The 26261-nt window shown below is 60.8% G+C and carries 26 protein-coding genes; 21 read left to right on the top strand and 5 right to left on the bottom strand.

All coding sequences use genetic code 11. The annotated features are described in order from the left end of the window. The first annotated feature begins 67 nt into the window (after nt 1–67). The 12 genes from V6765_RS11705 (at nt 68) to V6765_RS11650 (ending at nt 12223) form a co-directional block, all read left to right on the top strand. Nucleotides 68–931 (top strand): septal ring lytic transglycosylase RlpA family protein, encoded by an 864-nt coding sequence (locus tag V6765_RS11705; RefSeq protein ID WP_448428934.1) that lies wholly within the window; start codon nt 68–70, stop codon nt 929–931. 74 nt (nt 932–1005) lie between these two features. Beyond that, nucleotides 1006–1665, top strand: a complete 660-nt coding sequence (tmk, locus tag V6765_RS11700; RefSeq protein ID WP_448428932.1) for a dTMP kinase — start codon at nt 1006–1008, stop codon at nt 1663–1665. After that, the gene (locus tag V6765_RS11695) at nt 1658–2686 is read left to right on the top strand and encodes a DNA polymerase III subunit delta' (protein ID WP_448428930.1); all 1029 of its coding nucleotides are present in this window, start codon (nt 1658–1660) and stop codon (nt 2684–2686) included. The genes tmk and V6765_RS11695 overlap by 8 nt, the downstream gene beginning before the upstream one ends. 125 nt (nt 2687–2811) lie before the next feature. After that, a complete protein-coding gene (gene metG / locus V6765_RS11690; RefSeq protein ID WP_448428928.1) occupies nt 2812–4359 on the top strand; it encodes a methionine--tRNA ligase in 1548 nt (515 codons plus the stop codon). 9 nt (nt 4360–4368) lie between these two features. Further along, a complete protein-coding gene (locus V6765_RS11685) occupies nt 4369–5148 on the top strand; it encodes a TatD family hydrolase (RefSeq protein WP_448428926.1) in 780 nt (259 codons plus the stop codon). 3 nt (nt 5149–5151) lie between these two features. Continuing rightward, nucleotides 5152–5967, top strand: coding sequence for an MBL fold metallo-hydrolase (locus tag V6765_RS11680; RefSeq protein ID WP_448428924.1), 816 nt, complete (start codon nt 5152–5154; stop codon nt 5965–5967). 314 nt (nt 5968–6281) lie between these two features. Continuing rightward, nucleotides 6282–7376 (top strand): ABC transporter ATP-binding protein, encoded by a 1095-nt coding sequence (locus V6765_RS11675; RefSeq protein WP_448428922.1) that lies wholly within the window; start codon nt 6282–6284, stop codon nt 7374–7376. Between the two features lie 80 nt (nt 7377–7456). Then, nucleotides 7457–8557: an extracellular solute-binding protein gene (locus V6765_RS11670; RefSeq protein ID WP_448428920.1), complete on the top strand. Its 1101-nt coding sequence runs from the start codon at nt 7457–7459 to the stop codon at nt 8555–8557. 153 nt (nt 8558–8710) lie between these two features. Then, the gene (locus V6765_RS11665; protein WP_448428918.1) at nt 8711–9967 is read left to right on the top strand and encodes an ABC transporter permease; all 1257 of its coding nucleotides are present in this window, start codon (nt 8711–8713) and stop codon (nt 9965–9967) included. A 10-nt stretch (nt 9968–9977) separates the two neighbouring features. Continuing rightward, nucleotides 9978–10829, top strand: coding sequence for an ABC transporter permease (locus V6765_RS11660; RefSeq protein WP_230721938.1), 852 nt, complete (start codon nt 9978–9980; stop codon nt 10827–10829). A gap of 63 nt (nt 10830–10892) precedes the next feature. After that, complete coding sequence (locus V6765_RS11655; RefSeq protein WP_448428916.1) at nt 10893–11690, top strand: DUF1295 domain-containing protein; 798 nt, start codon at nt 10893–10895, stop codon at nt 11688–11690. Beyond that, nucleotides 11687–12223 carry a hypothetical protein gene (locus V6765_RS11650; protein ID WP_448428914.1) on the top strand — a complete coding sequence of 179 codons (537 nt, stop codon included), beginning with the start codon at nt 11687–11689 and terminating at the stop codon, nt 12221–12223. Before V6765_RS11655 ends, V6765_RS11650 begins: the two co-directional genes overlap by 4 nt. On the opposite strand, the gene V6765_RS11645 is transcribed toward V6765_RS11650, so the two are convergent. From V6765_RS11645 to V6765_RS11635, 3 genes are read right to left on the bottom strand one after another with little or no spacing between them, the layout of a single operon-like run. After that, nucleotides 12207–13421 (bottom strand): class I SAM-dependent methyltransferase, encoded by a 1215-nt coding sequence (locus V6765_RS11645; RefSeq protein ID WP_448428912.1) that lies wholly within the window; start codon nt 13419–13421, stop codon nt 12207–12209. The two genes, V6765_RS11650 and V6765_RS11645, sit on opposite strands and share 17 nt — an antisense overlap. Continuing rightward, nucleotides 13405–14208, bottom strand: a complete 804-nt coding sequence (locus V6765_RS11640) for a DUF1365 domain-containing protein (RefSeq protein ID WP_448428910.1) — start codon at nt 14206–14208, stop codon at nt 13405–13407. Before V6765_RS11640 ends, V6765_RS11645 begins: the two co-directional genes overlap by 17 nt. After that, on the bottom strand, nt 14205–15563 hold the full coding sequence (locus V6765_RS11635; protein WP_448428908.1) for an NAD(P)/FAD-dependent oxidoreductase: 1359 nt from the start codon (nt 15561–15563) through the stop codon (nt 14205–14207). Before V6765_RS11635 ends, V6765_RS11640 begins: the two co-directional genes overlap by 4 nt. Nucleotides 15564–15861: 298 nt before the next feature. Here V6765_RS11635 and V6765_RS11630 point away from each other — a divergent pair, with 298 nt between their 5' ends. The 9 genes from V6765_RS11630 to V6765_RS11590 all read left to right on the top strand — a co-directional run bounded on the left by V6765_RS11630 (nt 15862) and on the right by V6765_RS11590 (nt 22921). Beyond that, a complete protein-coding gene (locus V6765_RS11630) occupies nt 15862–16356 on the top strand; it encodes a sigma-70 family RNA polymerase sigma factor (protein WP_448429851.1) in 495 nt (164 codons plus the stop codon). Then, the gene (locus tag V6765_RS11625) at nt 16353–17027 is read left to right on the top strand and encodes a ChrR family anti-sigma-E factor (protein ID WP_448428906.1); all 675 of its coding nucleotides are present in this window, start codon (nt 16353–16355) and stop codon (nt 17025–17027) included. Before V6765_RS11630 ends, V6765_RS11625 begins: the two co-directional genes overlap by 4 nt. Before the next feature lie 9 nt (nt 17028–17036). Then, nucleotides 17037–17450 carry a DUF2177 family protein gene (locus V6765_RS11620; RefSeq protein WP_448428904.1) on the top strand — a complete coding sequence of 138 codons (414 nt, stop codon included), beginning with the start codon at nt 17037–17039 and terminating at the stop codon, nt 17448–17450. Between the two features lie 45 nt (nt 17451–17495). Beyond that, on the top strand, nt 17496–18086 hold the full coding sequence (locus V6765_RS11615) for an IMPACT family protein (protein ID WP_448428902.1): 591 nt from the start codon (nt 17496–17498) through the stop codon (nt 18084–18086). A gap of 86 nt (nt 18087–18172) precedes the next feature. Continuing rightward, the gene (locus V6765_RS11610; RefSeq protein WP_448428900.1) at nt 18173–18511 is read left to right on the top strand and encodes a hypothetical protein; all 339 of its coding nucleotides are present in this window, start codon (nt 18173–18175) and stop codon (nt 18509–18511) included. 153 nt (nt 18512–18664) lie between these two features. Further along, nucleotides 18665–19759, top strand: a complete 1095-nt coding sequence (locus V6765_RS11605) for an AbrB family transcriptional regulator (protein WP_448428898.1) — start codon at nt 18665–18667, stop codon at nt 19757–19759. 76 nt (nt 19760–19835) lie between these two features. Continuing rightward, a complete protein-coding gene (locus tag V6765_RS11600) occupies nt 19836–20813 on the top strand; it encodes a linear amide C-N hydrolase (RefSeq protein ID WP_448428896.1) in 978 nt (325 codons plus the stop codon). A 256-nt stretch (nt 20814–21069) separates the two neighbouring features. Beyond that, a complete protein-coding gene (locus V6765_RS11595; protein WP_448428894.1) occupies nt 21070–22062 on the top strand; it encodes a ParA family protein in 993 nt (330 codons plus the stop codon). Next, nucleotides 22055–22921: an SIR2 family NAD-dependent protein deacylase gene (locus V6765_RS11590; protein ID WP_448428892.1), complete on the top strand. Its 867-nt coding sequence runs from the start codon at nt 22055–22057 to the stop codon at nt 22919–22921. The genes V6765_RS11595 and V6765_RS11590 overlap by 8 nt, the downstream gene beginning before the upstream one ends. A gap of 93 nt (nt 22922–23014) precedes the next feature. On the opposite strand, the gene gcvP is transcribed toward V6765_RS11590, so the two are convergent. Both gcvP and gcvH read right to left on the bottom strand, forming a co-directional pair. Further along, entirely contained in the window at nt 23015–25879 is a 2865-nt protein-coding gene (gene gcvP / locus V6765_RS11585; RefSeq protein ID WP_448428890.1) for an aminomethyl-transferring glycine dehydrogenase, read from the bottom strand. Next, the gene (gene gcvH, locus V6765_RS11580) at nt 25879–26244 is read right to left on the bottom strand and encodes a glycine cleavage system protein GcvH (RefSeq protein WP_448428888.1); all 366 of its coding nucleotides are present in this window, start codon (nt 26242–26244) and stop codon (nt 25879–25881) included. Before gcvH ends, gcvP begins: the two co-directional genes overlap by 1 nt. Nucleotides 26245–26261: the final 17 nt, after the last annotated feature.

Genomic DNA, 26261 nt, shown 5'->3' with positions numbered 1-26261 from the left:
TTCAAGGTCCAGGGGTTCCGGCAAGCAATCCTGACGGTACATCGACATAGACGGAAGAAATGTTGGCATGAAAGAAATCCGGTTTTCCACCTCGCTGGCAATGCTGGCTATGACTGCATTGATGGCTTCGTGCACGACCACGGGCGATACATCCAAAGACATGAAGGATGACGCGGCGGAAGTCGCCGATGCTGCCAAAAGCGGCATTTCCGAAGCGGATGCGCTTTCCTACCAGAAGATCGGCAAGCCCTATCAGGTGAAGGGCAAATGGTACACGCCGAAGTCAGACACCAAATATTCCAAGACCGGGCTCGCCTCATGGTATGGGCCTAAATTCAATGGCGGCCAGACCGCGAGCGGCGAAATCTACGACATGAACCACCTGTCGGCCGCCCACAAGACGCTGCCCCTGCCAAGCTATGTCCGCGTGACCAATCTCGACAATGACAGTTCCGTCATCGTGCGCGTCAATGATCGCGGGCCGTTCGTCTCCGGCCGGATCATCGACCTTTCCAAGAAGGCCGCCGAGATGCTGGACGTGACCAGCGCGGGCGTTGCCAATGTGAAGGTCGATTATGTCGGTCCCGCCTCGCGCAATGCCGACGACATGAACTATCTGATGGCGTCCTACGAGAAGAAAGAAGTGCCGGAAGGCGTCGATCCGGGACGTTTCGGCGAGGTGCAGCTTGCCAAGGCTGAAGCGCCGGTTCCTGCCGAGGCGGCCAAGACCGAGACTCTGGTTGCCAAGACGGAGACTACCGAAAAGCCCGTCGAGCTTGCCGCAACTTCGGTGAAGCCAGAAGCAGCGAGCGCGCAGCTTGCCCTGGTCGAGGAGGCAAAGCCGGTGGCGGCCAGCGACGCCAGTGCCGCGACCGAGACCATTCTGGCGGACAATACCGGCTACTCCGTTCCGATCCCGTTCAAAAGATAGCCCGTACAGGCCTTTTGCCCCGGCCTAATTTCGTCTAAACGACGACGAAGCGATGGCCGGAGGTATGTGAGAGCTTGAAACGCGGGGTTTTTATCAGCTTTGAAGGCGGCGAGGGCGCCGGCAAGTCGACGCAGATACGCCTTCTTGCCGAACGCCTCACCGGCCTTGGCCGCGCGGTGGTCGTCACCCGTGAGCCCGGCGGTTCCGCCGGGGCCGAAGCGGTGCGCCACGTGCTGCTTTCGGGGGCTGCCGAACCGTTCGGCGTCGGCATGGAAGTGCTGCTGTTTGCCGCGGCCCGCAACGATCACGTCGAGGAAATCGTCAAGCCGGCGCTGGCAGAGGGCAGCATCGTGCTGTGCGATCGGTTCATGGATTCCTCCCGCGTGTATCAGGGCACAGCTGGCGGGCTTGCGCCCGATTTCATCTCGACCGTGGAGCGGGTCGCGGTCGACGGCACAATTCCGGATCTCACGCTCATCTTCGATCTCGATGCCCTTGAGGGATTGCAGCGCGTGAAGGCGCGTTCGCCCGAACAGGCGCTTGCCGGAACGCCCGACCGGTTCGAGAAGGATGATATCGCGATCCACGAGGCCCGGCGCGCTGCATTCCTGAAGATCGCTGAGATGGAGCCTGAGAGGTGCCGGGTGATCCGCGCCGATGGCGCGCCGGAGACGGTTGCCGAGGCCGTCTGGCAGGCGGTCTCATCTCTTCTGGAGGCGCGCGGCGATGGCTGACGATATGGTTCTGGAAGGCGCAATCCATCCTGCGGCCAATCCCAATCTGTTCGGCCATGAGGAGGCGGAGGCTTATCTGGCGACAGCCTACCGCTCCGGCAAGGGGCATCACGCGATTCTGCTTGAAGGCGGCGAGGGGATTGGCAAGGCGACGCTCGCCTTCCGGTTTGCAAACCATGTCCTGCATTTCCCCGAGCCCCATACAGCGCCCGATCATATCATCGCGCCGGATCACGCAGCGCCGCTGACGCGCCAGATCATTGCCGGCGCCTCCCACGATCTGCTCCACCTGGAACGCCCGGTCGATGTGAAGACGGGCAAGCGGCGCACCGCCATCACCGTCGACGAGGTGCGCCGGGCGGGGCATTTCCTGTCGCAGACCTCGGGCACCGGCAACTGGCGGATCGTCATCGTCGATGCCGCCGACGACCTCAACCGCTCGGCCGCCAATGCCATTCTGAAAATCCTCGAGGAGCCGCCGAAACACGCGATGTTCCTGCTGATCTCGCATACGCCGGGCCGGCTGCTGCCGACGATCCGCTCACGCTGCCTGCCGCTGCGCCTGCGTCCGCTGGAACCGGCCGGCCTGTTGAAAGCACTTGCGGCGCTCGGCGTCGATGCCGGCGGCGAGGGTGCATCGCGGCTTGCGGCGCTCGCCAATGGCAGCGTTTCGGAAGCGCTGAAGCTGGTGAATTACGGCGGCGGCGAGATCATCGAGGCCTATCATGAGACGCTCGCTGGCTCGGAGCCCGAGGCGAGGGCGCTGATGCACCGGCTCGCCGATACCCTTGCCAAGCGCGACAACGAGACGGTGTTCGACTTCCTGCTCGCCCATGTCGAGGAGGATATCCGGGCGCGGGCGCGTGAGGCTGCAGGGGCAGGCGAGATCGCGCGGGCCGAGCGGCTGGCAGCGCTCTCCTCCGAGCTCGGCAATGACGTGGCGGTGGCCGATGCCTACAATCTCGACCGCAAGCAGCTCGTGCTCGACCTGCTCACCCGGATCCGCGCCGCCGTCAATTGAACGGAGCGTGCCGGTCGGTTTGACTTGATGCATTGCGGCACTGGCGTTAAGACCGGCGAAACGATCGAGGCCGGCGCCGCTTTTTTGGCGGTCGGCAGCAGCAGTCAAGCGGACGGGTTTCGGACATGAGCGACAAGGCCAATAATTTCTACATCACGACGCCGATCTTCTATCCGAACGGCACGCCCCATATCGGCCACGCCTACACGATGATCGCAACTGATGTGCTGGCGCGCTTCGCCCGCCTCGACGGCAGGAATGTGCGATTTCTCTCGGGCACGGACGAGCACGGCCAGAAGATGCAGCAGACCGCCGAAAAGGAAGGCGTCGCGCCGATCGAGCTTGCGACCCGCAACTCCGCGGTGTTCCGCGATCTTCTGGCGCGGCTGAACTGCTCCAATGACGACTATATCCGCACCACCGAGGAGCGGCATCGCATCTCGGTCCAGGCGCTGTGGAAGCGCATGGAGGAGAATGGCGACATCTATCTCGGCAAATATGGAGGCTGGTATTCAGTCCGGCAGGAGGCCTATTTCGACGAGGGCGAGACCACGCTCGGCGTGGACGGCGTGCGCCGCGAGCCGCTCGGCTCGCCGGTGGAATGGGTCGAGGAGGAGAGCTATTTCTTTAAGCTTTCCGCCTACGGCGACAGGCTTCTGGAATACTACGACGCACACCCCGATTTCATCGGCCCCAATGAGCGCCGCAACGAGGTCGTCTCCTTCGTCAAGTCGGGCCTGAAGGACCTGTCGATCTCGCGCACCACCTTCGACTGGGGCATCCCCGTGCCGGGCAATCCCGATCATGTGATGTATGTCTGGGTCGATGCGCTGACTAATTATATCACCGCGCTCGGCTTTCCGGATGAAACCGATGCGCTCTGGGATTTCTGGCCCGGCATTCACATCATTGGCAAGGACATCATTCGCTTCCACGCCGTCTACTGGCCGGCCTTCCTGATGTCCGCCGGTCTGCCGCTGCCGAAACGCGTCTATGCCCATGGCTTCCTGCTCAACAAGGGCGAGAAGATGTCGAAATCGGTCGGCAATGTCGTCGATCCGTTCAATCTGGTCGAGCATTTCGGGCTCGATCCGATCCGCTATTTCTTCCTGCGCGAGGTCTCCTTCGGCCAGGACGGCAGCTATAGCGACGAGGGCATCGGAACGCGGATCAATTCCGATCTCGCGAACGGGATCGGTAATCTCGCCAGCCGCTCGCTGTCGATGATCGTCAAGAACTGTGACGGCCAGGTGCCGGAATGCGGCCCGCTGAGCGACGAGGACAAGGCCATGCTCGCCACCGCCGATGGCGTGATCGCGACGGTGCGCGCCGACATGGACAAGCTCGCGATCCATCGCGCGCTTGCCGCGATCATCGGCGTGGTCTCCGATGCCGACCGCTATTTCGCCGGCCAGGAGCCCTGGGCGCTGAAGAAAACCGACCCACAACGCATGGCGACCGTCCTTTACGTTACGGCCGAGGTCGTGCGTCAGGTCGCAATCCTGCTGCAGCCGGCCATGCCGGAATCGGCGGCGAAATTGCTCGATCTGGTGGCCGTTCCGGAAACAGAACGCTCGTTCGCGCATTTGGGAGAGGCGGGCCGTCTGAAACCGGGCGCGCCGCTGGAAAAGCCGGCCCCGGTTTTCCCACGCTATGTCGCGCCCGAGGAATAGAGAGATTTCATGCTGATCGATACCCATTGCCATCTGGAGTTCCCGGATTTCGACGCCGAGCGCGACGAACTGGTCGCGCGCGCGAAGGGAGCGGGCGTCGCGCAGATGGTGACGATCTCAACCCGCGTGAAGAGATTTCAGCAGATTATTGATATTGCTGAAAAATATGAGAACGTGTTCTGCTCCGTCGGCACCCACCCCGCCAATGCCGATGAGGAGCTGGATATCGCCACGGAAGACCTGATCGCGTATACGGCGCACCCCAAGGTCGTCGCGATCGGGGAAGCCGGGCTCGACTATCACTACGAGCCGGAAAAGGCCGAGGCGCAGAAGACCGGGCTTCGCCGCCACATCGACGCCGCGCGCCGCACCGGCCTGCCGCTGGTGATCCATAGCCGTGACGCGGACGACGACATGGCGGCGATCCTGACGGAGGAGAGCGAAGCTGGAGCGTTTCCGTTCATCCTGCATTGCTTTTCGTCGGGCAGGGGGCTCGCCGAAACCGGCGTGGCGCTTGGCGGCTATGTGTCGTTTTCCGGCATTCTGACCTTCAAGAATTCGCAGGACATCCGGGATATCGCTGCCGATATCCCCATGGACCGGCTGCTGGTGGAAACCGATGCGCCCTATCTTGCGCCCACACCCTTCCGCGGCAAGCGCAATGAGCCTTCCTATGTGGTCAACACCGCCCGGGTTCTGGCCGATGTGAAGGGCGTCAGCGAGGACGAGATCGCGGCGATCACCACCGCAAACGCGTTTCGCTGCTTTTCCAAGATGACGCGGGTGTGACCCTTGGGATACCGGCGACGTTTTACCATACTTGGCTGCTCGTCCTCGCCCGGCGTACCCCGGATCACCGGGGACTGGGGCGCCTGCGATCCGGCTAATCCGAAGAACCGGCGCACCCGCGCCTCGCTGATGGTGGAGCAGATCGGGCCGGATGGCGGCGTGACGACCGTGGTGATCGATACCGGCCCGGATTTCCGCGAGCAGATGATTCGCTCAGGCGTCACCCGCATCGACGCGGTGCTTTTCACCCATGCCCATGCCGACCATCTACATGGAATCGATGATATCCGCGGATTTTTTCATGCCCAGCGTCGTCGCATTCCGGTCTACGCCGAGCCGGTGACCATGGGCCGGATACTCGACGGCTTTTCCTACTGCCTGCGGGTCCCCGAGGGCAGCAATTATCCGGCGATCGCCGAGCCGAACCTGATCGAGGATCTCGATGCGCCCGTCAGAATCGAAGGGCCGGGCGGGGCCATCGAATTCCAGGCCTTCCCCCAGCATCATGGCGATATCATTTCGCTCGGCTTCAGGATCGGCGACGTCGCTTACTGCACCGATGTCAGCGATTTTCCGCCCGAGGCTATCGCAAAGCTTCAGGGCCTCGACCTGATCATCATTGATGCGCTGCAATATCACGGCCACCCGAGCCATTTGTCGCTGTCACAGGCGCTCGGCTGGATCGACAGCTTCGCCGCCAGTCGCGCGGTGCTGACTCACATGCACACCCCGCTCGATTACGACACGGTGATGGCCGAAACGCCCGATCATGTCGAGCCGGGCTATGACGGTCTGACGATCGAATTCGATTCGATTTAGCACCTGCCTGCCGCCGCAGGCAGCGTCATCCAGCGTCGCAAACAGGCGCGGGACGCGCTGTGGGCCGCGCTATCCTCGACGCTGACATTTCGCCGGTTCAACGGCGGAGCGCCGGCAGTTTGACGTTATGCAAAACCATTATACCAAAGTCTTAAATGCCCGGCGCTTCGCTTGAGCTTCAAGGCAAAATCGACCGTTCCTTCGGCGAGAGCTGAAATTTGAGGTTGATTTGACGCGCGTGAATTGCAGTATTGGGTACGGCCTGCCTAAAAATCGCGCATGAGAAAGCGATGGGCAAAACAGATGGGGAAAATATGGCGAATAACCGTGGCGCATCGGTTAAGTACGAAAATGTTCAAAAAAGCTATGATGGCGAAAGCCTGGTCGTCAAAAAGCTGAATCTTGATATCCCGCCAGGCGAATTTCTGACGATGCTGGGACCCTCCGGGTCCGGCAAGACCACCTGCCTCATGATGCTCGCCGGCTTCGAGCCCGCGACCGGTGGCGAAATCTACCTCAACGAGCGACCGATCAACAACGTGCCGCCGCACAAGCGCGGCATCGGCATGGTGTTCCAGAACTATGCGCTGTTTCCGCATATGACTGTCGCGGAGAACCTCGCCTTTCCGCTGCAGCTGCGAAAGATGAGCAAGTCCGAGCAGGAAGAGAAGGTCAAGCGCGCGCTCGACATGGTCCAGCTCGGCAAGTTCGGCAATCGCAGGCCGGGCCAGCTTTCCGGCGGCCAGCAGCAGCGCGTCGCCGTTGCCCGCGCGCTGGTGTTCGATCCCGAACTGGTGCTGATGGACGAGCCGCTCGGCGCGCTCGACAAGCAGCTGCGTGAGCAGATGCAGTATGAAATCAAGCACATCCACGACAATCTCGGCGTCACCTTCGTCTACGTCACCCATGACCAGACCGAGGCGCTGACCATGTCGGACCGGGTTGCCGTGTTCAACGACGGCATCGTCCAGCAGCTTTCGGCGCCCGACGTGCTCTACGAGAGCCCGGGCAATTCCTTCGTCGCCCAGTTCATCGGCGAGAACAACACGCTGAACGGGATCGTGACCTCCATCGAGGGCAATGAATGCAGGGTGCGCGTCGAGGACGGCACCACGCTGGTTGCCGAAAAGGTGAATGTCGCGAGCGAAGGCGACCGCACCACGCTGTCGCTCCGGCCCGAAAGGGTGGAGCTGATAGCGGCCGATAGCGTGGAAAACAAGGTGACCGGCCGGGTCGAGGAACTGATCTATCTCGGCGACCATATCCGCGTGCGCATGAACGTGTGCGGCAATGACGAATTCATCGTCAAGGTCAGGAATCGCGGCGAACGTTGGGATCTCGAGGTTGGCCAGACGCGCACGGTCGGTTTTGCCGCCCGCGACTGCAAGGCCCTCGATTACGCCGCCTGACTTGCGGTGAACCGTGGCGGCCGCCAGGGCGGCCGTTCAGATAAACGTAACCAGTGAAATCTGTGAAAAGGGGAACTGACATGAAACTCCGTACTATCATCCTGGCCTCCGCCGCCACCGTGGCGATGGGCAATGCGGCCTTGGCCGAGGACCTGACGATCGTGTCCTGGGGCGGCGCCTATTCGGCCTCGCAGGACAACGCCTATCACCAGCCGTTCATGGCCGAGCATCCGGACGTCACGATCATCAACGACGAATCCTCCAACGAGGCCGTCGCCAAGCTGCGCGCCATGTCCGAAACCGGCAACGTCACCTGGGACATCGTCGACGTCGAAGGCCCGGACAGCCAGCGTCTCTGCGACGAGGGCCTGGCCATGGAGATCGACCTCAACGAGTGGACCAAGGCAGCGCCCGACGGCACGCCCGCCGTGGAAGATTTCGGCGACGCCGTGATCAATGACTGCTTCATCCCGCAGATCGTGTTCTCGACCACCTTCGGCTACCGCACCGATGTCGCCGCCTGGAACGGCAATGAGCCGACCGAGCTCTGCGATATCTTCGACACCGAAACCTTCCCGGGCAAGCGCGCGCTTGAAAAGCGTCCGAAGAAGAACCTGGAATGGGCGCTGATCTGCGACGGCGTCGCCAAGGAAGACCTCTACGACGTGCTGTCGACGCCCGAAGGCGTGGACCGTGCGCTCGCAAAGCTTGACACGATCAAGGACGACATCATCTGGTGGTCGGCCGGCGCCGAAACGCCGCAGCTTCTCGCCGATGGCGAGATCGTCATGGGCTCGACCTATAACGGCCGTCTGTTCAGCGTGATCGCCGAGCAGGACCAGCCGGTGAAGATGCTGTGGGACTGGCAGGTGTTCGACTATGACGGCTGGGTCATTCCCGCCGGTCTGCCGGACGACAAGCTGGCTCTGGTGAAGGAATACATCATGTTCGCCACCGACACCCAGCGCCTTGCAGACCAGGCGAAGTACATCTCCTACGGTCCGGCCCGCGCTTCCTCGCAGCCGCTCGTTGGCGACCATGCCGAGCTCGGCATTCCGATGGGCCCGCATATGCCGACCAACCCGGACAATATGGGCAACTACCTGGTCAACAACATCCTGTGGTGGGCCGACAACCAGGACGACGTGGAGCAGAAGTTCCAGGCCTGGCTTGCCCAGTAATATCTGGTGAGCGTCCGGCCGGGCCGGGCGCATTCCCGCTCGCGAAAACCCTGTCCCGGCATGCCGGGACAGGGAGCCGATTGCGCAAACCGGCGATCCGGCCCTTTTGCGCAATCCGCTCCAGACCGAATAAAAACAGGGGAACCGACCGGCGTGGCTGAGCAACAAATTCTGACCAGCGAGGGAAAGCCGCTCAAACAGGCGCTGCGGAAGGCCTTGAGGCGCGAAAAGATGCGCTCTCTTCTGCTGATAGCGCCTCTGCTTGCCTTTGTACTCGTCGCCTTTATCGCACCGATCGGTGACATGCTGTTCCGCTCGGTGGAGAACAATATCGTCTCCGACACCCTGCCGAAGACCACCGCGGCGCTGCAGGACTGGGACCCGTCAACCGGCGAACTACCGGACGAGGCGGCCTATGTGGCGCTTTACGACGACTTGACGGTCGCGGTGGAGAAGAAGATCCACACCCGTCTCGGCTCGCGCCTCAATTACGAGCAGGCCGGCATGTCCAGCCTGTTCCGCAAGGCCGGCCGCACGGTGCGCAACATCGAGCCCGGTTCCGGGGACATCAAGGCGCAGCTGATCGAATCCGACGCGGACTGGGGCAATCTCGATACCTGGGCGATCCTCAAGATGTACTCGCCGGCCTACACGCCGGGCTATTTCCTGAATGCCGTCGATGCCGAAATGGGGCCCGACGGCATCGGCATGAAGCCGGAGAACGAGCGCATCTATCTATTCCTGTTCGGCCGCACGCTGATGCTGTCGATCATCATCACCTGTTCCTGCCTCGTGCTCGGCTATCCGATCTCCTATCTGCTGTCGCATCTGCCGCTCAGCCGCGCCAACCTGTTGATGGTGCTGGTGCTGCTGCCGTTCTGGACATCGCTTCTGGTGCGCACATCGGCGTGGAAGGTGCTGTTGCAACAGCAGGGCGTCATCAATGATCTGCTGGTGTGGAGCGGGATCGTCGACAATGCGGGCCGGCTGGTGATGATCAACAACGCCACCGGCACGATCATCGCCATGACCCACATCCTGCTGCCGTTCATGATCCTGCCGCTCTATTCGGTGATGAAGACGATTTCGCCGACCTATGTGCGTGCCGCCCGCAGCCTTGGCGCCACGAGCTGGACTGCGTTCTGGCGCATCTATTTCCCGCAGTCGGTTCCCGGCATCGGCGCCGGCGCGGTGCTCGTGTTCATCCTGTCGATCGGCTACTACATCACGCCCGAACTGGTCGGCGGCACCTCGGGGATCTTCATCTCCAACCGCATCGCCTACCACATTTCCAGTTCGCTCAACTGGGGGCTCGCGGCGGCGCTTGGCACGCTGCTTCTGGTGGTCGTGATGTTCATGTTCGTGCTCTACGACAAGATCGTCGGCATCGACAATGTGAAGCTCGGATAGGAGAGGGACCATGGCCATTCAGCCCTATGATTCGCCGCTCGAGAAAATCTGGCATTATGCCTTCCTCGTCATCTGCGGCCTGATCTTCTTCTTCCTGATCTTTCCGATCCTTGTGATCATTCCGTTGAGCTTCAACGCCGAGGATTTCTTCACCTTCACGCCGAAAATGCTGGCGCTCGATCCCGAGGGCTACTCGTTCAAGCACTATCAGGATTTCTTCCACAATCCCGATTGGCAGCAGGCGCTGAGGAACTCGGTGATGATCGCGCCGGCGGCAACGCTGCTGGCCACCGGTTTCGGCACGCTCGCCGCGATCGGCCTTGCGCGAAGCCATGTGCCGTTTCGGGGCGCGATCATGGCGATCCTGATCTCGCCGATGATCGTACCGCTGATCATCTCGGCGGCGGGCATGTATTTCTTCTATTCGCGCATCGGCTTGCAGGGAACCTATTGGGGCGTGGTGCTCGCCCACGCGGTGCTCGGCACACCGTTCGTGATCATCACCGTGACCGCCACCCTTGTCGGCTTCGACCGATCGCTGGAGCGGGCGGCGGCGAGCCTCGGGGCCAATCCGGTCACGACCTTCTTCAAGGTGCAGATGCCGCTGATTCTGCCGGGCGTGATCTCCGGCGCGCTGTTCGCCTTCATCACCTCGTTCGATGAGGTGGTGGTGGTGCTGTTCCTCGGTTCCGCCTCGCAGAAAACCCTGCCGTGGCAGATGTTTACCGGCCTGCGCGAGCAGATTTCACCGACCATCCTGGCCGTCGCCTCGATTCTCGTGGCGCTCTCCGTGGTGTTGCTGACCTTCCTCGAATTCATGCGGCGGCGGTCCGAACGCCAGCGCGGACTTTCTCCGGGCTGATCAAATCCGGTCCTCGTCATCCTCCGTAGTAATGCACAAAGCACATTTACCGCGGAGATGATGATGTCGATAACCCTTCTGATCCTGGTCCTGGCGGGCCTCTGTATCGGCATGACCGGGGCCTGGGCTGTTCAGCGGATAACGCGCAACAGCGGCTGGATCGATGCGATCTGGTCTGTCCTGACCGGCCTCGCCGGCCTTTCGGTGATCGTATTCTCCGTGGACGGCAACCCGGCGCGCAAATGGCTCGCCGGCGTGGTGGTCGGGTTATGGGCCGCGCGGCTCGCAACCCACATCACCACGCGCAGCGCCGGCAAGAAAGATGATCCGCGCTATGCCGCGCTAATCGAGGAGTGGGGCTCATCCGCAAGCTTCCGGCTCTGGTGGTTCCTGATGATCCAGGCTTTCGCGAGCTTCATTCTGGCGCTCTCGATTTACGCCGCGATCCTCAACCCCGCGCCATTCCCCGGCATTCTCGATTTCATCGGCCTCGCGATCGCGATCATCGCGATTGCGGGCGAGGGCACGGCAGACTGGCAGCTTTCCAAATTCAAGAAGGAAAAGCCGGAGGGCAAGAAGGTCTGCGATATCGGACTTTGGGGCTATTCGCGCCACCCGAACTACTTCTTTGAATGGCTGTGGTGGTGCGCATGGCCGTGCCTGGCGCTGTCCGGTCTTCAGGCCTTCTTCCCCTTCGCCGTCTCGTTGCTCGCGCCGATCATGATGTACTGGCTGCTCAACTACGTCTCGGGCATTCCCTATCTGGAAGAGCATATGGAAGCGTCCCGAGGGGATGCCTTCCGCGCCTACAAGAAGCGCGTCAGGGCCTTCTTCCCGATCCCGAAAAAGGCTGACGCATGACCAAGGCGCGCGATCCGCTGGCGGAGGCCTGCGGGTCGGTCGCCCTGGTTCTGGCCCTCAACAAGCCGGTCTATCCGCTCTATGTCTGGTTTCTCGCCGAAAGCGCCTTTCAGATCTCTCTCCTCACGGCGCTTTCTATACCTTTCTACCTTGCGGTCTGGTGGCTCGCGCGCCGCGGCAATTTGTTTGCGGCAAGGCTCGGTATGGTCGCAGTCGGAACCGCCGATACCATCTTCATCGCCTTTGTCCTGGGCGGGGAAAGCGGAACGCTGATCTTTCTATTTGCCTGTCTCATGCTGGCAGGCATGGCGTTTCATGCCTGCGAGGTCTGGCTTTCACGCGGATTGATCGGCCTGATTTTCGTGCTGTTTGTCGCGCTTTACGGGCGGGTCGGAGCGCCCATCCGGCCCGTCTCGCCGGACGATATGCGGACGCTCGACTATCTCAACACGACCGGCGCGGCGGCGCTCGCCGCCTTCATCGCGCTGCGCTTCTTCAAAAGCCGCGGAGCGACCGTCACACCGCCGGCTTGATCAGGTGGAACTGCGCCACGTCGAGCCGGCCGGAATCAAAGCCTGTCGCGCAGTAATTGAGGTAATAGCGCCACATCCGCTGAAACCGGTCGTCGAAGCCGAGGGGACGGATCGAATCCCATTCGGCCAGAAACCGGCGCTCCCATTCGAGCAGCGTGCGCGCGTAATCCTTGCCGAAAGAGAACAGGTCCTTGACCGCGAGCCCGGCGCTGCCGGCGCCTTTTTTGAAGGTCTCGATCGAGGGCAGCATGCCGCCCGGGAAAATATAGGCCTGGATGAAATCGGGGTTGCGGCGATAATCATCCAGACGGTGATGCTCGATCGCGATCGACTGGATCACCGCCGTGCCGCCGGGCGTCAGGCGCTCGTTGACGGTCTTGAAGAACACCGGCCAGTTTTCCTCGCCGACGGCCTCGAACATCTCGATCGAGACGATCTTGTCGAACGTGCCCTTGCAATCGCGATAGTCTTCAAGCCGGATATCGGTCCTGTCGGAAAGACCGCTGGCGGCAAGCCGCTCGCGGGCAAATTTCGCCTGCTCCTTTGAAAGCGTAAGGCCAGTGACATGACAGCCGGTGCGGGCAGCGGCATGCTCGGCAAACCCGCCCCAGCCGCAGCCGATCTCCAAGACCCGGTCTTCCGGTCCGATCTGCAGCCGTGCGATGATCCGGTCGTATTTCGCGGTCTGGGCCTCCGACAGCGAGCGATCGCGGTCTTCGTAGAGCGCGCTCGAATAGGTCATCGTTTCATCCAGCCAGAGCTTGTAGAAGGCGTTGCCGAGATCGTAGTGGAAGGCAATGTTGCGGCGGCTGCCGGACTTGCTGTTGCGCCGCAGCTTATGCCGGATGATGCTGAGACGACGGAACAGGAAGGATGAGGAAAGCGCGCTCGAGAGCTCGTCTTCATTCGCCATTGCGAGGTCGAGCACGGCGGCAAGGTCCGGCGTATCCCAGTGGCCATCGATATAGGCGCGGGCAAAACCGAGATCGCCATCCTTGAGGAGCTCCAGCAAGGGCCGGGAATTCTTCAGCCGGATGGCGGCCTCGGGCCCGGCGCTCGACCCTTCCGCCCGATAGACCCGGCCGTTGGGGAAGGTGAGCGTCAGAGAGCCCGCAGTGATACGATCGGCCATGCCGGCGATCAGCCGCTGCCAAAGCTTGAGACCGCGATGACTGTGATGTTCAGGCTTCTCGCTCATGATAATTCGTGTCCCCTGTCGCACCGCCCGTAACCGCGCTTTGAACGCGGTGGGCCGCAGGCCGGTGTCTGAACACCGGCATGCCTTTCAATATCAACCTCAATGCCTCGTAGTGAATACCGGCAATAATCTTGATGGTCATCAGCGGATAGGAAAAAAATGCCCGCGCCAGAGCGCGGTCCCCAAGCGCCATGCGATGGCCGTCAAAAGAGGCATAGAGCAAGGGCCCATCCGCATCCGTTTCGTTGATGGCGATCTTCACCTTGTCGTCCGGCGGCTGGATGGTGAAATGATAGCTGCATTCCATTGGAATAAAGGGGGAGACATAGAGCTGCTTGTCCGCCGTCTGGCGAACGGGCCGGGCCTCGTCATCCACCGGAATGATGTAGGTGAAGCGTTCCTTGAACGTGTTGCAGACCTCGTAGAGGATGGCCGTCAGACGGTCATCCTCCCGGTAACAGAAATAGACGGTGAGCGGATTGAAGACGTAGCCGAGAATGCGTGGATAGCAGAGCATCTCGACGCGCGCGGCGCTGCGGCCGGTCTTTTCCAGTTCTCCCAGCGCCCAGTCCTTGAGGTCGCCTCCGCAAAGCGCGCCGTGATCGCGATCGTGGACGCTGAAAAGCGAGAAGCCGTTATGGGCGAAGAGTTTCAGCTTTTTCCCGAGGGCGGGCAGTTCATCCAGATCGATCAGCAGCGAAAAGACCCGGTAATCAAGCGCATGTTTCTTCGGCCGGTGACGCCGGTGGACGACCTTGCCCCTGAAGATTGCGGAACGAAAATTCATTCGGCGGCCACGCGCTGCGGTTCCAGGAATATCCTGCCGGATTCGTCCTCGACGTTCCAGGGGCGTCTGACGCCGGCGATCGCTTCGGCGGCGGCGAGACCGGATTGCAGCCCGTCCTCGTGAAATCCGCTGCCGAAATGCGCGCCGCAATACCAGACATTGCCCTTGCCCTGAATGCGCCAGAGATCGCGCTGCGCATCGATCGCCGCCTTGTCGAACAGCGGATGCATGTAGGTAAAGCGCTGATGCACAAGTTCAGGCTGGATCTCCTCGCACGGATTGAGCGTGACGAACAGCGGGACGCGCTCGTCGATGTTCTGCAGCCGGTTCATCCAGTAGGTGACGCAAAGGTTCGGCGAACCGCCATCCCGTCGCTCGATATAGTTCCAGCTTGACCAGACCTTGCGATGGGCCGGCATCAGTCGTTCGTCGCTGTGGAGCCAAGCTTCGTTGGTGGTGTAGCGGAAGGCGGAAAGCAGGCTGCGCTCTTCCTCTGCGGGATTGTCGAGCAGTTTCAGCGCCTGGTCGCCATGGGTTGCGACGACCACGGCATCGAATCGCTCCTCCGCGCCGCCGGCAAGCAGCCTGACGCCGCCTTCTTCCCGGATGATGCGTTCCACCGGCGTGTTGAGCCGCACCGGCCCGCTGATCTGATCCAGCATGCGGGTGACATAGGAGCGGCTGCCGCCCGTGACGGTGCGCCATTGCGGACGGTCCACCAGCGTCAAAAGACCATGGCTTTCAAAGAACCGAGTGAAGGCGGCGAGCGGATAGGCTCGCATCTGCTCCGGCGTCGTCGACCAGATCGCAGCGCCCATGGGCAGGATATGGTCGCGCACGAACCGCCTGGAATAGCCGCGCGCATCGAGATAGTCGCCAAGGGTCAGGTCCTGGTCGGCTTCCGATCTGGCCGCCGAAGGCGCATGGCGGTAGAAGCGGAAGATATCATAGACCATGCGCCAGAAGCTGAAGCGCAGAATGTTCGATTTCTGCGCCAGAAGCGTCGCGATATTGCTGCCGCCATATTCGAACGCGCCGTTATCAAGCGACGCCGAAAACGACATCTCGGAGGCCTCGGTCTCGACGCCGAGAGAGGAGAACATCGCCGTCAGATTCGGATAGTTGCGCTCGTTATAGACAATAAAGCCGGTATCGACCGGGATCGTGCGATCGCCCTCAACGACATCGGCGGTATTCGAATGTCCGCCCGGCCGTGCGTCAGCCTCGAACAGCGTGACATGGCATGACCGGCTCAACAGCCAGGCAGCGGAAAGCCCGGAAATGCCGGATCCGATGACCGCGACCTTCCGGTCGGCGCGAAGCTTTCTGTAAGCGTTTTCCTGGGGGTGGTGCATCTTGTTGTTTCCGCCTTGTTGTTCACCATGAATTACGCGACCACCCGCGTGATGGATTGAAAAGGCGCAAAATTTATCGGAACCTGCAATCCGGACGGAAATCGCGGCCGTAATAGCCGGTATGCTTGAAAGCGCTCGCCCCATGCCGGTCACCGGTCCGATCCCTGCGGCGCCCCGAAAAGGGGCGGCAGGCCGCGCCATGCGAAAACGGATGCGCACCGGGAAGGTGAGGAGTTTGCCCGAACTATCGGTTGAGGAAATGTCGCACTGCCTGGTCAGCGTCGGACGGTCGCGGGACATGGAGGCCTATGAACGCCTGTTCCGCCATTTCGGCCCGCGCATCCGCAGCTACATGATGAAGCGCGCATCGGACCCGGCGCTGGCCGAGGAACTGATGCAGGAGACCATGATGATGGTCTGGCGCAAGGCGGAACTGTTCGATCCCGCCCGCGGCAATGCCTCTGCATGGATCTTCACCGTCGCGCGAAACGTCAGGGTCGACAGTCTCAGGAAGGCGCGGCGACCGGAATTCGACCCGGAGGACCCGGCCCTGGTGCCGGACGGACCGGAGGCGCCGGATGTGCAGTTCGAGCAGGACGAGAACGCCGCGCGGATGCGCGCAGCGCTCTCCGGCCTGCCGGAGGAACAGGCCGAGCTTCTGCGCATGTCGTTTTTCGAGGAAGTCTCCCACAGCATCATCGCCGAACGCCTGGACCTTCCGCTGGGCACGGTCAAATCACGAATAAGAGCAGCATTTTCCAGGCTACGAGCCGCGCTTGGGGAAAATCAATGAAGACAGGCACCATTCATCACCATATCAGCGACGCGCTTCTGCTTGAGTACGCAAGTGGCAGCCTTGAAGAAAGCTGGTCGCTTGCAGTTGCAACCCATCTGGCGCTTTGCCCGCATTGTCGCGCCAAGCTTCGAATGATGGAGGCCGCCGGCGGCGCGCTGTTGGAACAGGCAGCGCCGGAAAAGGCCGCGACGTCCGAAGACGCCTCGTGGGCGGCGCTTCAGGCGCGGTTGCAGGCGACGGAGATCCAGTCCAGGGCCGAGCGGGTGAAACCCGCGCCGAAGACAGCCGTGATACCCGAGCCGCTGCGCTCCTATGTCGGCGCGACGTTTGACGACGTGCCGTGGCGGCGGCTGGGGCTCTATGCCCATCAGGCGCTACTGGAGACCGAGGACAAGGGCATCCAGGTTCGCCTGCTGCGGGTTGATGCCGGAAAGCCGCTGCCCGAGCACAGCCATGGCGGCCGCGAACTGACGCTGGTGCTGCACGGCAGCTTCACCTCGGAAGGGCAGGTCTTCGGACCCGGCGATTTCGAGGAGGAGGACGAGGATACGCTCCACCAGCCGGTGGTCGGGCCCGAGTCCGAATGCATTTGCCTTGCCGTCACCGATGCGCCGCTGAAATTCCAGAGCCGTTTCATGCGCGTGTTGCAACCGCTGCTGGATATCTGAGGTGACCCCATGAAACGCGCACTGACTGCTTTCGTGGCCACGGCCATCTGCTTTTCCCTGCTGGATTTCATATGGCTCGGTACGATCGCCTTCCCGTTCTACCAATCCGAGATCGGGCCGCTGCTGCTGCCGTCGCCCAATTGGACGGCGGGCCTGAGCTTCTATTTCATGTACCTGATCGGCATCTTCTATTTCGCCGTTCTGCCGGGCGTGAGGGCCGGATCGGCGCTGAAGGGGCTCATGAACGGCGCGGTTTTCGGGCTGATGGCCTATGGCACCTATGATCTCACCAACATGGCAACCCTTGTCGGCTGGTCGTGGACCGTGGTTTTCGTCGATATGGCCTGGGGCGCGTTCGCCACCGGCCTGACCGGGCTTGTCGCCTCTTTCGCCACCCTGAAGCTCACCAGCCGCCCGGCTTGACTTCGCCCTTGCCGTGCCGTTTGAAAGGCGCGGAAGGGTCACGTCATGTTCAAGCTCAAAGGTCCCGCGACATCGGAGCGGGAGATCAAGAAAAGCCGCTTTGCCACGATCGCCGCCCCGGTGGAAGACGAGGCGGCGGCGAAGGCCTTCATCGCAGAAAACAGCTTTGCCGATGCCACCCACAATTGCTGGGCCTGGCGCATCGGCGCGGATTATCGCTTTTCCGACGATGGCGAGCCCGGCGGGACGGCCGGAAAGCCGATCCTTCAGGCGATCGAGGGCCAGGAGATCGATTGCGTCGCCGTGGTCGTATCGCGCTGGTTCGGCGGCGTGAAGCTCGGCACGGGCGGGTTGGCGCGGGCCTATGGCGGCAGCGCCGCGGAATGTCTGCGGCTGGCCGAAAAGCTGCCGATCGTGGCGATGGCGACGGGCACGCTGCCGGTCGCATTCTCCGATCTGGCGCTGCTCGAGGCAAGGCTTCAGGATGTCGAGGGCCTCGTGATCGCCAACCGCGATTTCACCGAAACCGGCGCCAATTTTCATCTGCGCGTGCCCGAGGCGGAGGCCATGGCGCTCGCGGACCTTGTGCGCGAACTCACGAATGGCCGCAGCGCCGTGAAATTCGATGACGACTGAGGGGATTTATCCGCTATGGTGCGGAACCTGCCTCATGCGGCGGCGTTGATACGCTGTCGCCCCTCTCTTTCGCAAAGGTCACGTCCATGCGCTCTGCTCTCACCGTCATCGCCCTTGCAGCCACGCTTGCCGCCTGCACCCAGCGCGCCGATTCGATCGGCGCGATCCCGGTCTCCCCCGAGGAATTCGCCGGCGCGAGCTGCGAGACGCTGCTGACCCAATACGAGGACGAGAACGCGAAGCTGAAGGACCTCGCGCAGGAGCAGGACAGCGAGATCGTCGGCGATGTGCGCATGTTCGGCGCAAGCCTCGGCAGCATGTCCGAGGAGCAGAACATCAAGAACCAGGAAACCGCGATCGCCTATGCCAAGGGCCGGGTGAACGCGCTCGATATCGCGATGCGCCGGCAGAACTGCCCGCGGTGACGCGATTGCATGCCTCCCGCGCTAGCGGATATAGAAGCGGGCAAGCCGATTCCCGGCTGACGGGATAGCGCGTGGAGCCGGTTGGCCGGCCCATGCCGGCGGGTGAGGGCGTCCGCCTGTGCGGGCGATCCGCGTTACAGGATTGTCCGCAAGATGAATTCCGCAGAAGAACAGGAAGAACCGGCATCCGCCGCAGGCGGCGGCAAAAGACAGCTTCTACGCGTCTGGCTCCCGCTTCTGGCGCTCTCCGTCCTTCTCGTAGTTCTGATGCAATTCGTGGCGCTGCCGGCCTCGCTGCTGCTCGGCCCCATGCTGGCGGCGATCGCGATCGTCTTTTCCGGGCGGCGGATCACCATGCCGCGCCTGCCGTTCAACCTGGCGCAGGGCGTGCTCGGCTGCCTGATCGCGCAGACCATGACATGGCCGGTGCTGCAGGAGATCGCCGCCGACTGGATGATCTTCGTTGCCGGCGTGCTCTCCGTGGTGTTCGCCAGCATCGCGATTGGCTGGATGCTGGCGCGCTATCAGGTGCTGCCCGGCACCACCGCGATCTGGGGCGCGTTTCCGGGTGCGGCGAGCGTGATGACGCTGATGTCCGCCTCGTTCGGGGCCGACATGCGGCTCGTCGCCTTCATGCAGTATACCCGGGTCGTGATCGTCACCATCGTCGCCGCAACATTCGCGCGGTTCTATACCGGGGGCGCGGCGGAGACGGCCGTGCCGGTCTATTGGTTCGCAGAGCCGGAATGGGGGCCGCTTGGCCAGACGCTCGCCCTCATCCTTGTCGGCGTGTTCTTCGGCCGGTGGCTGAAGCTTCCGGCCGGGCCGATGCTGTCGACGGTGATCGCCGGCTCGGTGTTGAACGTCACGGGCATGATCGAGATCGAGCTGCCGCAGATCCTGCTCGCCATCGCCTATGCCACGCTCGGCTGGGGCATCGGCGCGCGGTTCGACCGCGCCGTCATCGTCGATGCCGGCCGCGCCATGCCGCGCGTCATCGCCTCGATCGTCGCGCTGGTCGCGATCTGCGGGCTGCTTGCGGCGCTCCTCGTCTGGCTCACGGACATCGATCCGCTGTCGGCCTATCTCGCGACCAGCCCCGGCGGGGCGGATTCGATCGCGGTCATCTCCGCCTCCACCGATGTCGACGTCGCCTTCGTGATGTCGATGCAGATCGCGCGGTTCTTCTTCGTCATGGCGCTGGGGCCGATCCTCGCCAAATTCGTGGCGGCGCGGAGCCGGTTCTGACGCAATTTTCGATTGTCCGCCGCCCGCCGCCGGGTTAGCCTTCGCCAACGATAACAGGTGCGACGGAGGACTGACCATGTGCACGCGGATTTTCTACGAGACCGGAACCTCAACCTATATCACCGGCCGCTCGATGGACTGGCGCGATGTGACCATGCAGTCCGATCTTTGGGTGTTCCCGCGCGGGCTTCCCCGCGATGGCGGGGTGGGCGAGGGGTCCGCTACATGGACCTCGAAATACGGCTCGGTGATCGTCGCGATCTATAACCTCGCCACTTCCGACGGCATGAACGAGGCGGGCCTTGCCGGCAACATGCTCTATCTGGTGGAATCGTCCTATGGCGATCCGGCCGCGCGCGGCAAGCCGCTGATCTCGGTCGGCGCCTGGCTGCAATACATGCTCGACAATTTCGCGACCGTCGCGGAAGCGGCCGAGGCCATGGCCGATGACCCGCTGACGGTGATCACCGGCGAGGCGCCGAACGGCGCGCCGGCGACCGTGCATCTGGCGCTTTCCGATGCCTCCGGCGACAGCGCGATCTTCGAATTCGTGGGCGGCAAGCTCACCATCCATCACGGCCGCGACTACAAGGTGATGACCAATTCGCCGACCTATGACCAGCAGCTTGCGATCAACGGCTACTGGAACCTCGTCGGCGGCAAGAGCTTTCTGCCCGGAACGGTGAACGCCGCCGACCGCTTCGCCCGCGCCAGCTACAACCTGAAATCCGCAACGCCGCTGAAGGACCGCCGTGCCGCACTCGCCTCCGTGTTCTCGCAGGTGCGCGCGATCTCGACCCCGCTCGGCATGTCCGACCCCGAAAAACCCAACATTGCCTCCACCCTCTGGCGCACCGTCGCCGAACACGACCACCGCCGCTACTATTTCGACTCCGTCATCAACCCGTCGGTGTTCTGGGTCGATCTGGCGGATTTCGACCTCTCCGAGGGGGCTCCGGCGAAGACGCTGGGGCTGAACGATCCGGCGCTACCGGCCGGTGATGTTGCGGGGCTGATGAAAGAGGCTACGCCGTTTGAGTTTTTGGTGCCATGAGGCGGGCCGGCGGACACTCAGTAAACCGCTGGCGCCCCGCCTACCAAGAACCTCCCAGCCCACAGTCTCTTTGGGACCAGCTTCGGCTGGGGGATTTGTGTAAATTCGAAGAATAGAACTCACGATAAAGTAAGTTCGCGTGGTGAGTGTGATGTGCCTGCTCAGTTCTATAAAAGGGGTTTCTATGAGCGAATTGGTATTTCTGTCGTTCAATCCTCATGCTACGCTCAGTCATAAATAATTTGAGGAATTTGGAATGAAGTCAGTCGCGTTTTTTACCAACAAAGGTGGTGTAGGGAAAACCACCCTAGTTTGCAACTTAGCTGCAGCGATGGCAGAGTCACAAAACAAAAAAATGCTTTTGGTAGATGCTGATCCTCAAGCGAATGCTACTCAATATATGTTTGATGATAAACTCATCGATAAAATTTATGATGAAAAGTCTGTCTACACTATATATTCTATGGCACGCCCCTTGTCTCAAGGAAAAGGTTTTTCCGAAGAAAAGTTGTTCCGAGAATCAAAAAACTTCGGTGTAGATGTCTTGTTAGGGGATCCAAGGCTTGCTTTGATTGAAGACACGCTTGCCGGAGATTGGGTAACATCTGGTGTGCGCGGCCTAAGAACTACCTTTTTGTTTCGAGAACTTTTACAGCATTGCAACGATTATGATTTCGTTTTCTTCGATATGGGGCCTTCCTTGGGATCGATAAACAGATCGGTTCTTATCGGATGTGACTATTTCATCCTCCCATTGTCTAATGACATATTTAGTGTCCGTGCCACAGAAAATATTTCTACGTGGATTCGTGAGTGGAAAAAGCGTTTAGATTTACAACTGTCTTCTATAGATGATTTGTCGGAAATCGAGGTGAAGGATCTTGAATTTAGATTGAAGCTGATTGGCTATGTAAATCAGCAATACCAAGCCAAACGAAACTCCCTTACCGGCGAAAGAAGAGCTGTAAGGGCCTATGAAAAGATAATGAAGACAATACCGGAAGCTATCTCTAAGAGTATATCTAATACTTTAGAACTCGGAGATCCAGAGTTTGATTATAGCATAGGTTCTATTCCCAATCTGCATAGCTTGATTCCTATGTCTCAAGTATCTAGAAAGCCAATATTTTCACTTAAGTCGTCCGATGGGGTTGTCGGCGCACATTTTCTTAAAGTTGCAGAGACGAAAGAGCTCTATTTCGAGATCTGTGAGAGATTCTTAGATTTGCTGGGAATCATAGATGATTGATTGGCCTAAAGAACTTATAGCTTCTATTGCTCGTAGGCGATCCGTGCTTTTCTTAGGCGCAGGTATTTCTCAAAATTCTAGAAGCGCCGATGGTCAGCGTCCCCCGTCTTGGCAGAGCGCGTTGCAACTTGGGATAGATAAGTGCACAGGTTCGACCAAAGAAATGCGCGGGATGTTGAAAAAGGGGGATTTTCTAGGGTGCTGCCAGATACTGAAAAATAGAATGGGGGTTGAGTGGGTTCCCTTTTTGGAGGAGGTGTTTCGGCATCCCAATTTTCAGCCAGCAGAGATACACACAGCCATCTTAAAGTTAGACTCGGCGATCGTCGCCACACCTAATTTTGATAAAATATACGATGACTATGCAGTTAACAAAACAAATGGCTTTCTAAAGATCAAGAAATTTTTTGATGACGATATACCTAGAGCTTTGCGAGGAAACGAAGATCAGCGTCTGATACTTAAGGTTCATGGCTGTATTGACACGCCGGACAAGCTTATTTTTACAAGAGAGGAGTACGCTGACGCCCGACATAGAAATGCAGCGTTTTATAGGGCTTTAGACGCTTTATTTCTTACAAATACATTTGTTTTTTTAGGGTGTAGTATGAATGATCCGGATCTAAACCTTGTTCTTGAGCAATATACACGGTCATTTTCCTTTTCTCCTCCGCATTATGTTTTGCTTTCAGGACGGATTTCTGAAGATTATCGTGATCTCCTCCTAAGAAATTACAATTTGAAAGTTGTGACTTATTCTGCGGCAAATGAACATGCCGAGCTCTTAGATTCGTTAAAGGGGCTAGAAGTTCTGGTAAACGAAAAAAGAGACGAACTAGCCAATACGCGTTTGTGGTGAGTTTTTCGGATTTGGTCGATTTGTAATTGAAACCAATCGGGAAATTAAGCCGACTTTCGGGTCGGCTATATCTCAATAGAGGATTTTTCTCTCTTACTCCGCCGCCTCCGCATACTCGCTCATCGGCGGGCAGGCGCAGACCAGGTTCCGATCCCCATAGACATTGTCCACGCGGTTGACCGGGGGCCAGTATTTGTCGACGCGGAAGGCGCCGGGGGGGAAGCAGGCTTGTTCGCGGGAATAGGGGTGGGTCCATTCGCCGACGAGATCTTCCACCGTGTGCGGGGCGTTCTTCAGCGGGTTGTCGTCGCGGTCGGCGCGTCCTTCCTCGATCTCGATGATCTCGGCGCGGATCGCGATCAGGGCGTCGCAGAAACGATCCAGCTCGGCCTTGGTCTCCGATTCCGTCGGCTCGATCATCAGCGTGCCGGGGACGGGGAAGCTCATCGTCGGCGCATGGAAGCCGCAGTCGATCAGGCGCTTGGCGATATCGTCGACGGAGACGTCGGCGCTATCCTTCAGCGGGCGCGTGTCGATGATGCATTCATGCGCGACGCGGCCCTTGTCCGACTTGTAGAGCACCGCGTAGGAACCCTTCAGCCGGGCGGCGATGTAGTTGGCGTTGAGGATCGCCACGCGGGTTGCCTGCGTAAGCCCTTCGCCGCCCATCATCAGGCAGTAGCTCCAGGAGATCGGCAGGATCGAGGGTGAGCCGAACGGGGCGGCCGAGACCGCGCCGCCTTCCGCATCCGTCGCGGGATTGCCGGGCAGATGCGGCGCCAGATGCGCCTTGACGCCGATCGGCCCCATGCCCGGTCCGCCGCCGCCGTGCGGTATGCAGAAGGTCTTGTGCAGGTTCAGGTGGCTGACATCCGAGCCGATATCGCCCGGCCGCGACAGGCCCACCATCGCGTTCATGTTGGCGCCGTCGAGATAGACCTGGCCGCCATGTTCGTGGGTGATGTCGCAGACTTCCGATACCGTCGCCTCGAACACGCCATGCGTCGAGGGGTAGGTGATCATGCAGGCTGCAAGCTCGGCGGAATACTGCTCGGCCTTGGCGCGGAAATCGTCGAGGTCGATATCGCCATTGTCTCGTGATTTCACCGGCACGACCTTCATGCCCGCAAGCTGGGCAGAGGCCGGGTTGGTGCCGTGCGCGGAGGTCGGGATCAGGCAGATGTTGCGGTGGCCCTCGCCATTCGCCCGGTGATAGCGGCGGATGGTTAGAAGCCCGGCATATTCGCCCTGCGCGCCCGAATTCGGCTGCATGGAGAAGGCGTCGTAGCCGGTGATCTGGCAGAGTTTTTCGGACAGGTCGGCGATCATCTCGCGGTAGCCGGCCGTCTGGCTTTCCGGCGCGAAGGGGTGGATGTCGGCGAATTCCGGCCAGGTGATCGGCAGCATCTCGACCGTGGCGTTGAGCTTCATCGTGCACGAACCGAGCGGGATCATCGCCCGGTCGAGCGCCAGATCGCGGTCTGCGAGGCGGCGCATATAGCGGGTCATTTCGCTTTCGGCGCGGTTCATGTGGAAGATCGGATGCGTCATGTAAGGGCTTGTCCGCAAAAGGTTTTGCGGCAGGCGATAATCGGCTTCGAACTCGGAAATCGAGAACTTGCCGCCAAAGGCATCCCAGACGGCTTCGACATGGGCCGGCCGCGTGCGCTCGTTGACGGAAATGCCAAGCTTGGTGTCGCCGACCTTCCTCAGATTGATGCCGTTTTCGACAGCGTTTTTCATGATCAGGCTCTGGAACGCGCCGACCTCGACCGTGACGGTGTCGAAGAAGGTCTCGGGCTCCACCGTGAAGCCGAGCGCCTCGAGGCCCTTGGCCAAGAGCACGCCCTTGCGGTGCACCTGCTGGGCAATCGCCTTCAGTCCGTCCGGGCCGTGGAACACGCCGTACATCGAGGCCATGACGGCGAGCAGCACCTGCGCGGTGCAGATGTTCGACGTCGCCTTTTCGCGGCGGATATGCTGTTCGCGGGTCTGCAGCGCCAGACGATAGGCGCGGTTGCCGCGGCTATCGACGGAGACGCCGACGAGGCGGCCGGGCATGGAGCGCTTGTAGGCATCCTTGACCGCCATATAGGCCGCATGCGGGCCGCCATAGCCAAGCGGCACGCCGAAGCGCTGCGACGAGCCGATGGCTATATCGGCATCCATCTCGCCCGGCGATTTCAAAAGCGTCAGCGCCAGCGGATCGGCGGCGATGGTGGCAATCGCCTTGGCCTCATGCAGATCGGCGATCACGCCGGTGAAGTCGCTCACATGGCCATAGGTGCCGGGATACTGGAAGATCGCGCCGAACACGGTGTCGGGTTTCAGGTCCTCGAAGGGATTGCCGACGACGATCTCCCAGCCGAGCGGTTCGGCGCGGGTCTTGATCAGGGCAATGGTCTGCGGATGGCAGTTTTCGTCGACGAAGAAGGCGGTCGCCTTGGATTTCGCCACGCGGTTCGCCATCGCCATAGCTTCGGCGGCTGCGGTCGCCTCGTCGAGCAGCGAGGCGTTGGCGATGTCGAGGCCGGTGAGGTCGGCCATCATCGTCTGGAAGTTCAGCAGCGCCTCCAGCCGGCCCTGCGAGATTTCCGGCTGATAGGGCGTGTAAGCCGTGTACCAGGCCGGGTTTTCCAGAATGTTGCGCTGGATCACCGGTGGCGTGATGGTGGCGTTATAGCCCTGGCCGATCATCGAGACGAGCGGCTTGTTCTTGTTGGCAGTTTCGCGCAGCTTGTCGAGCGCCTCGCGCTCGGTCATGGCGGGGCCCCAGGCCAGCGGTTCCTGCTGGCGGATCGCGGCGGGGACGGTGTCGTCGATCAGCGCGTCGAGACTGTCATAGCCGATCACCTTCAGCATCGCCTCCATTTCGGAAGGCGAGGGGCCGATATGGCGGCGGTTGGCGAAGTCGTAGGGCTGGTAGTCGGTGAACTGGAATTCCGAAGGCGTCGTCATCAGGCGATGAACTCCTTGTAGGCCGCTTCGTCCATCAGCGCATCGGCATCGGAAGTGTTGGCGAGCTTCAGTTTGAAGAACCAGCCATCGCCCATCGGCGCGGAGTTGACGAGCTCCGGATTGTCGACGATCGCCTGGTTGACCTCGGTGATCTCGCCATCGAGCGGACAAAAGACATCCGATGCGGCCTTGACCGATTCGACCGTTGCCGCGTCGTCATTCCTGGAGAAGGTCGCGCCCACCTCGGGCAGTTCGACGAAGACGAGGTCGCCGAGCTGTTCGGCGGCGTGGGCGGTGATGCCCACGGTGGCGACATCGCCCTCGATCTTCAGCCATTCATGTTCTTCGGTAAATTTGATGGTCATTGACAGTGTTCCCGCTT

The sequence above is a fragment of the Martelella sp. FOR1707 genome (assembly GCF_053484265.1).
The sequence above is the reverse complement of the archived record's forward strand: the minus strand, read 5'-3'. Positions and strand labels throughout refer to the sequence as shown.

Excerpts from the sequence above, each read along its gene's own strand:
- V6765_RS11705 (WP_448428934.1), top strand. The coding sequence starts at position 68 with ATGAAAGAAATCCGGTTTTCCACCTCGCTGGCAATGCTGGCTATGACT.
- V6765_RS11695 (WP_448428930.1), top strand. The coding sequence starts at position 1,658 with ATGGCTGACGATATGGTTCTGGAAGGCGCAATCCATCCTGCGGCCAAT.
- metG (WP_448428928.1), top strand. The coding sequence starts at position 2,812 with ATGAGCGACAAGGCCAATAATTTCTACATCACGACGCCGATCTTCTAT.
- V6765_RS11685 (WP_448428926.1), top strand. The coding sequence starts at position 4,369 with ATGCTGATCGATACCCATTGCCATCTGGAGTTCCCGGATTTCGACGCC.
- V6765_RS11675 (WP_448428922.1), top strand. The coding sequence starts at position 6,282 with ATGGCGAATAACCGTGGCGCATCGGTTAAGTACGAAAATGTTCAAAAA.
- V6765_RS11670 (WP_448428920.1), top strand. The coding sequence starts at position 7,457 with ATGAAACTCCGTACTATCATCCTGGCCTCCGCCGCCACCGTGGCGATG.
- V6765_RS11660 (WP_230721938.1), top strand. The coding sequence starts at position 9,978 with ATGGCCATTCAGCCCTATGATTCGCCGCTCGAGAAAATCTGGCATTAT.
- V6765_RS11655 (WP_448428916.1), top strand. The coding sequence starts at position 10,893 with ATGTCGATAACCCTTCTGATCCTGGTCCTGGCGGGCCTCTGTATCGGC.
- V6765_RS11650 (WP_448428914.1), top strand. The coding sequence starts at position 11,687 with ATGACCAAGGCGCGCGATCCGCTGGCGGAGGCCTGCGGGTCGGTCGCC.
- V6765_RS11645 (WP_448428912.1), bottom strand. The coding sequence starts at position 13,421 with ATGAGCGAGAAGCCTGAACATCACAGTCATCGCGGTCTCAAGCTTTGG.
- V6765_RS11640 (WP_448428910.1), bottom strand. The coding sequence starts at position 14,208 with ATGAATTTTCGTTCCGCAATCTTCAGGGGCAAGGTCGTCCACCGGCGT.
- V6765_RS11635 (WP_448428908.1), bottom strand. The coding sequence starts at position 15,563 with ATGCACCACCCCCAGGAAAACGCTTACAGAAAGCTTCGCGCCGACCGG.
- V6765_RS11630 (WP_448429851.1), top strand. The coding sequence starts at position 15,862 with ATGGAGGCCTATGAACGCCTGTTCCGCCATTTCGGCCCGCGCATCCGC.
- V6765_RS11625 (WP_448428906.1), top strand. The coding sequence starts at position 16,353 with ATGAAGACAGGCACCATTCATCACCATATCAGCGACGCGCTTCTGCTT.
- V6765_RS11620 (WP_448428904.1), top strand. The coding sequence starts at position 17,037 with ATGAAACGCGCACTGACTGCTTTCGTGGCCACGGCCATCTGCTTTTCC.
- V6765_RS11615 (WP_448428902.1), top strand. The coding sequence starts at position 17,496 with ATGTTCAAGCTCAAAGGTCCCGCGACATCGGAGCGGGAGATCAAGAAA.
- V6765_RS11610 (WP_448428900.1), top strand. The coding sequence starts at position 18,173 with ATGCGCTCTGCTCTCACCGTCATCGCCCTTGCAGCCACGCTTGCCGCC.
- V6765_RS11605 (WP_448428898.1), top strand. The coding sequence starts at position 18,665 with ATGAATTCCGCAGAAGAACAGGAAGAACCGGCATCCGCCGCAGGCGGC.
- V6765_RS11600 (WP_448428896.1), top strand. The coding sequence starts at position 19,836 with ATGTGCACGCGGATTTTCTACGAGACCGGAACCTCAACCTATATCACC.
- V6765_RS11595 (WP_448428894.1), top strand. The coding sequence starts at position 21,070 with ATGAAGTCAGTCGCGTTTTTTACCAACAAAGGTGGTGTAGGGAAAACC.
- V6765_RS11590 (WP_448428892.1), top strand. The coding sequence starts at position 22,055 with ATGATTGATTGGCCTAAAGAACTTATAGCTTCTATTGCTCGTAGGCGA.
- gcvP (WP_448428890.1), bottom strand. The coding sequence starts at position 25,879 with ATGACGACGCCTTCGGAATTCCAGTTCACCGACTACCAGCCCTACGAC.
- gcvH (WP_448428888.1), bottom strand. The coding sequence starts at position 26,244 with ATGACCATCAAATTTACCGAAGAACATGAATGGCTGAAGATCGAGGGC.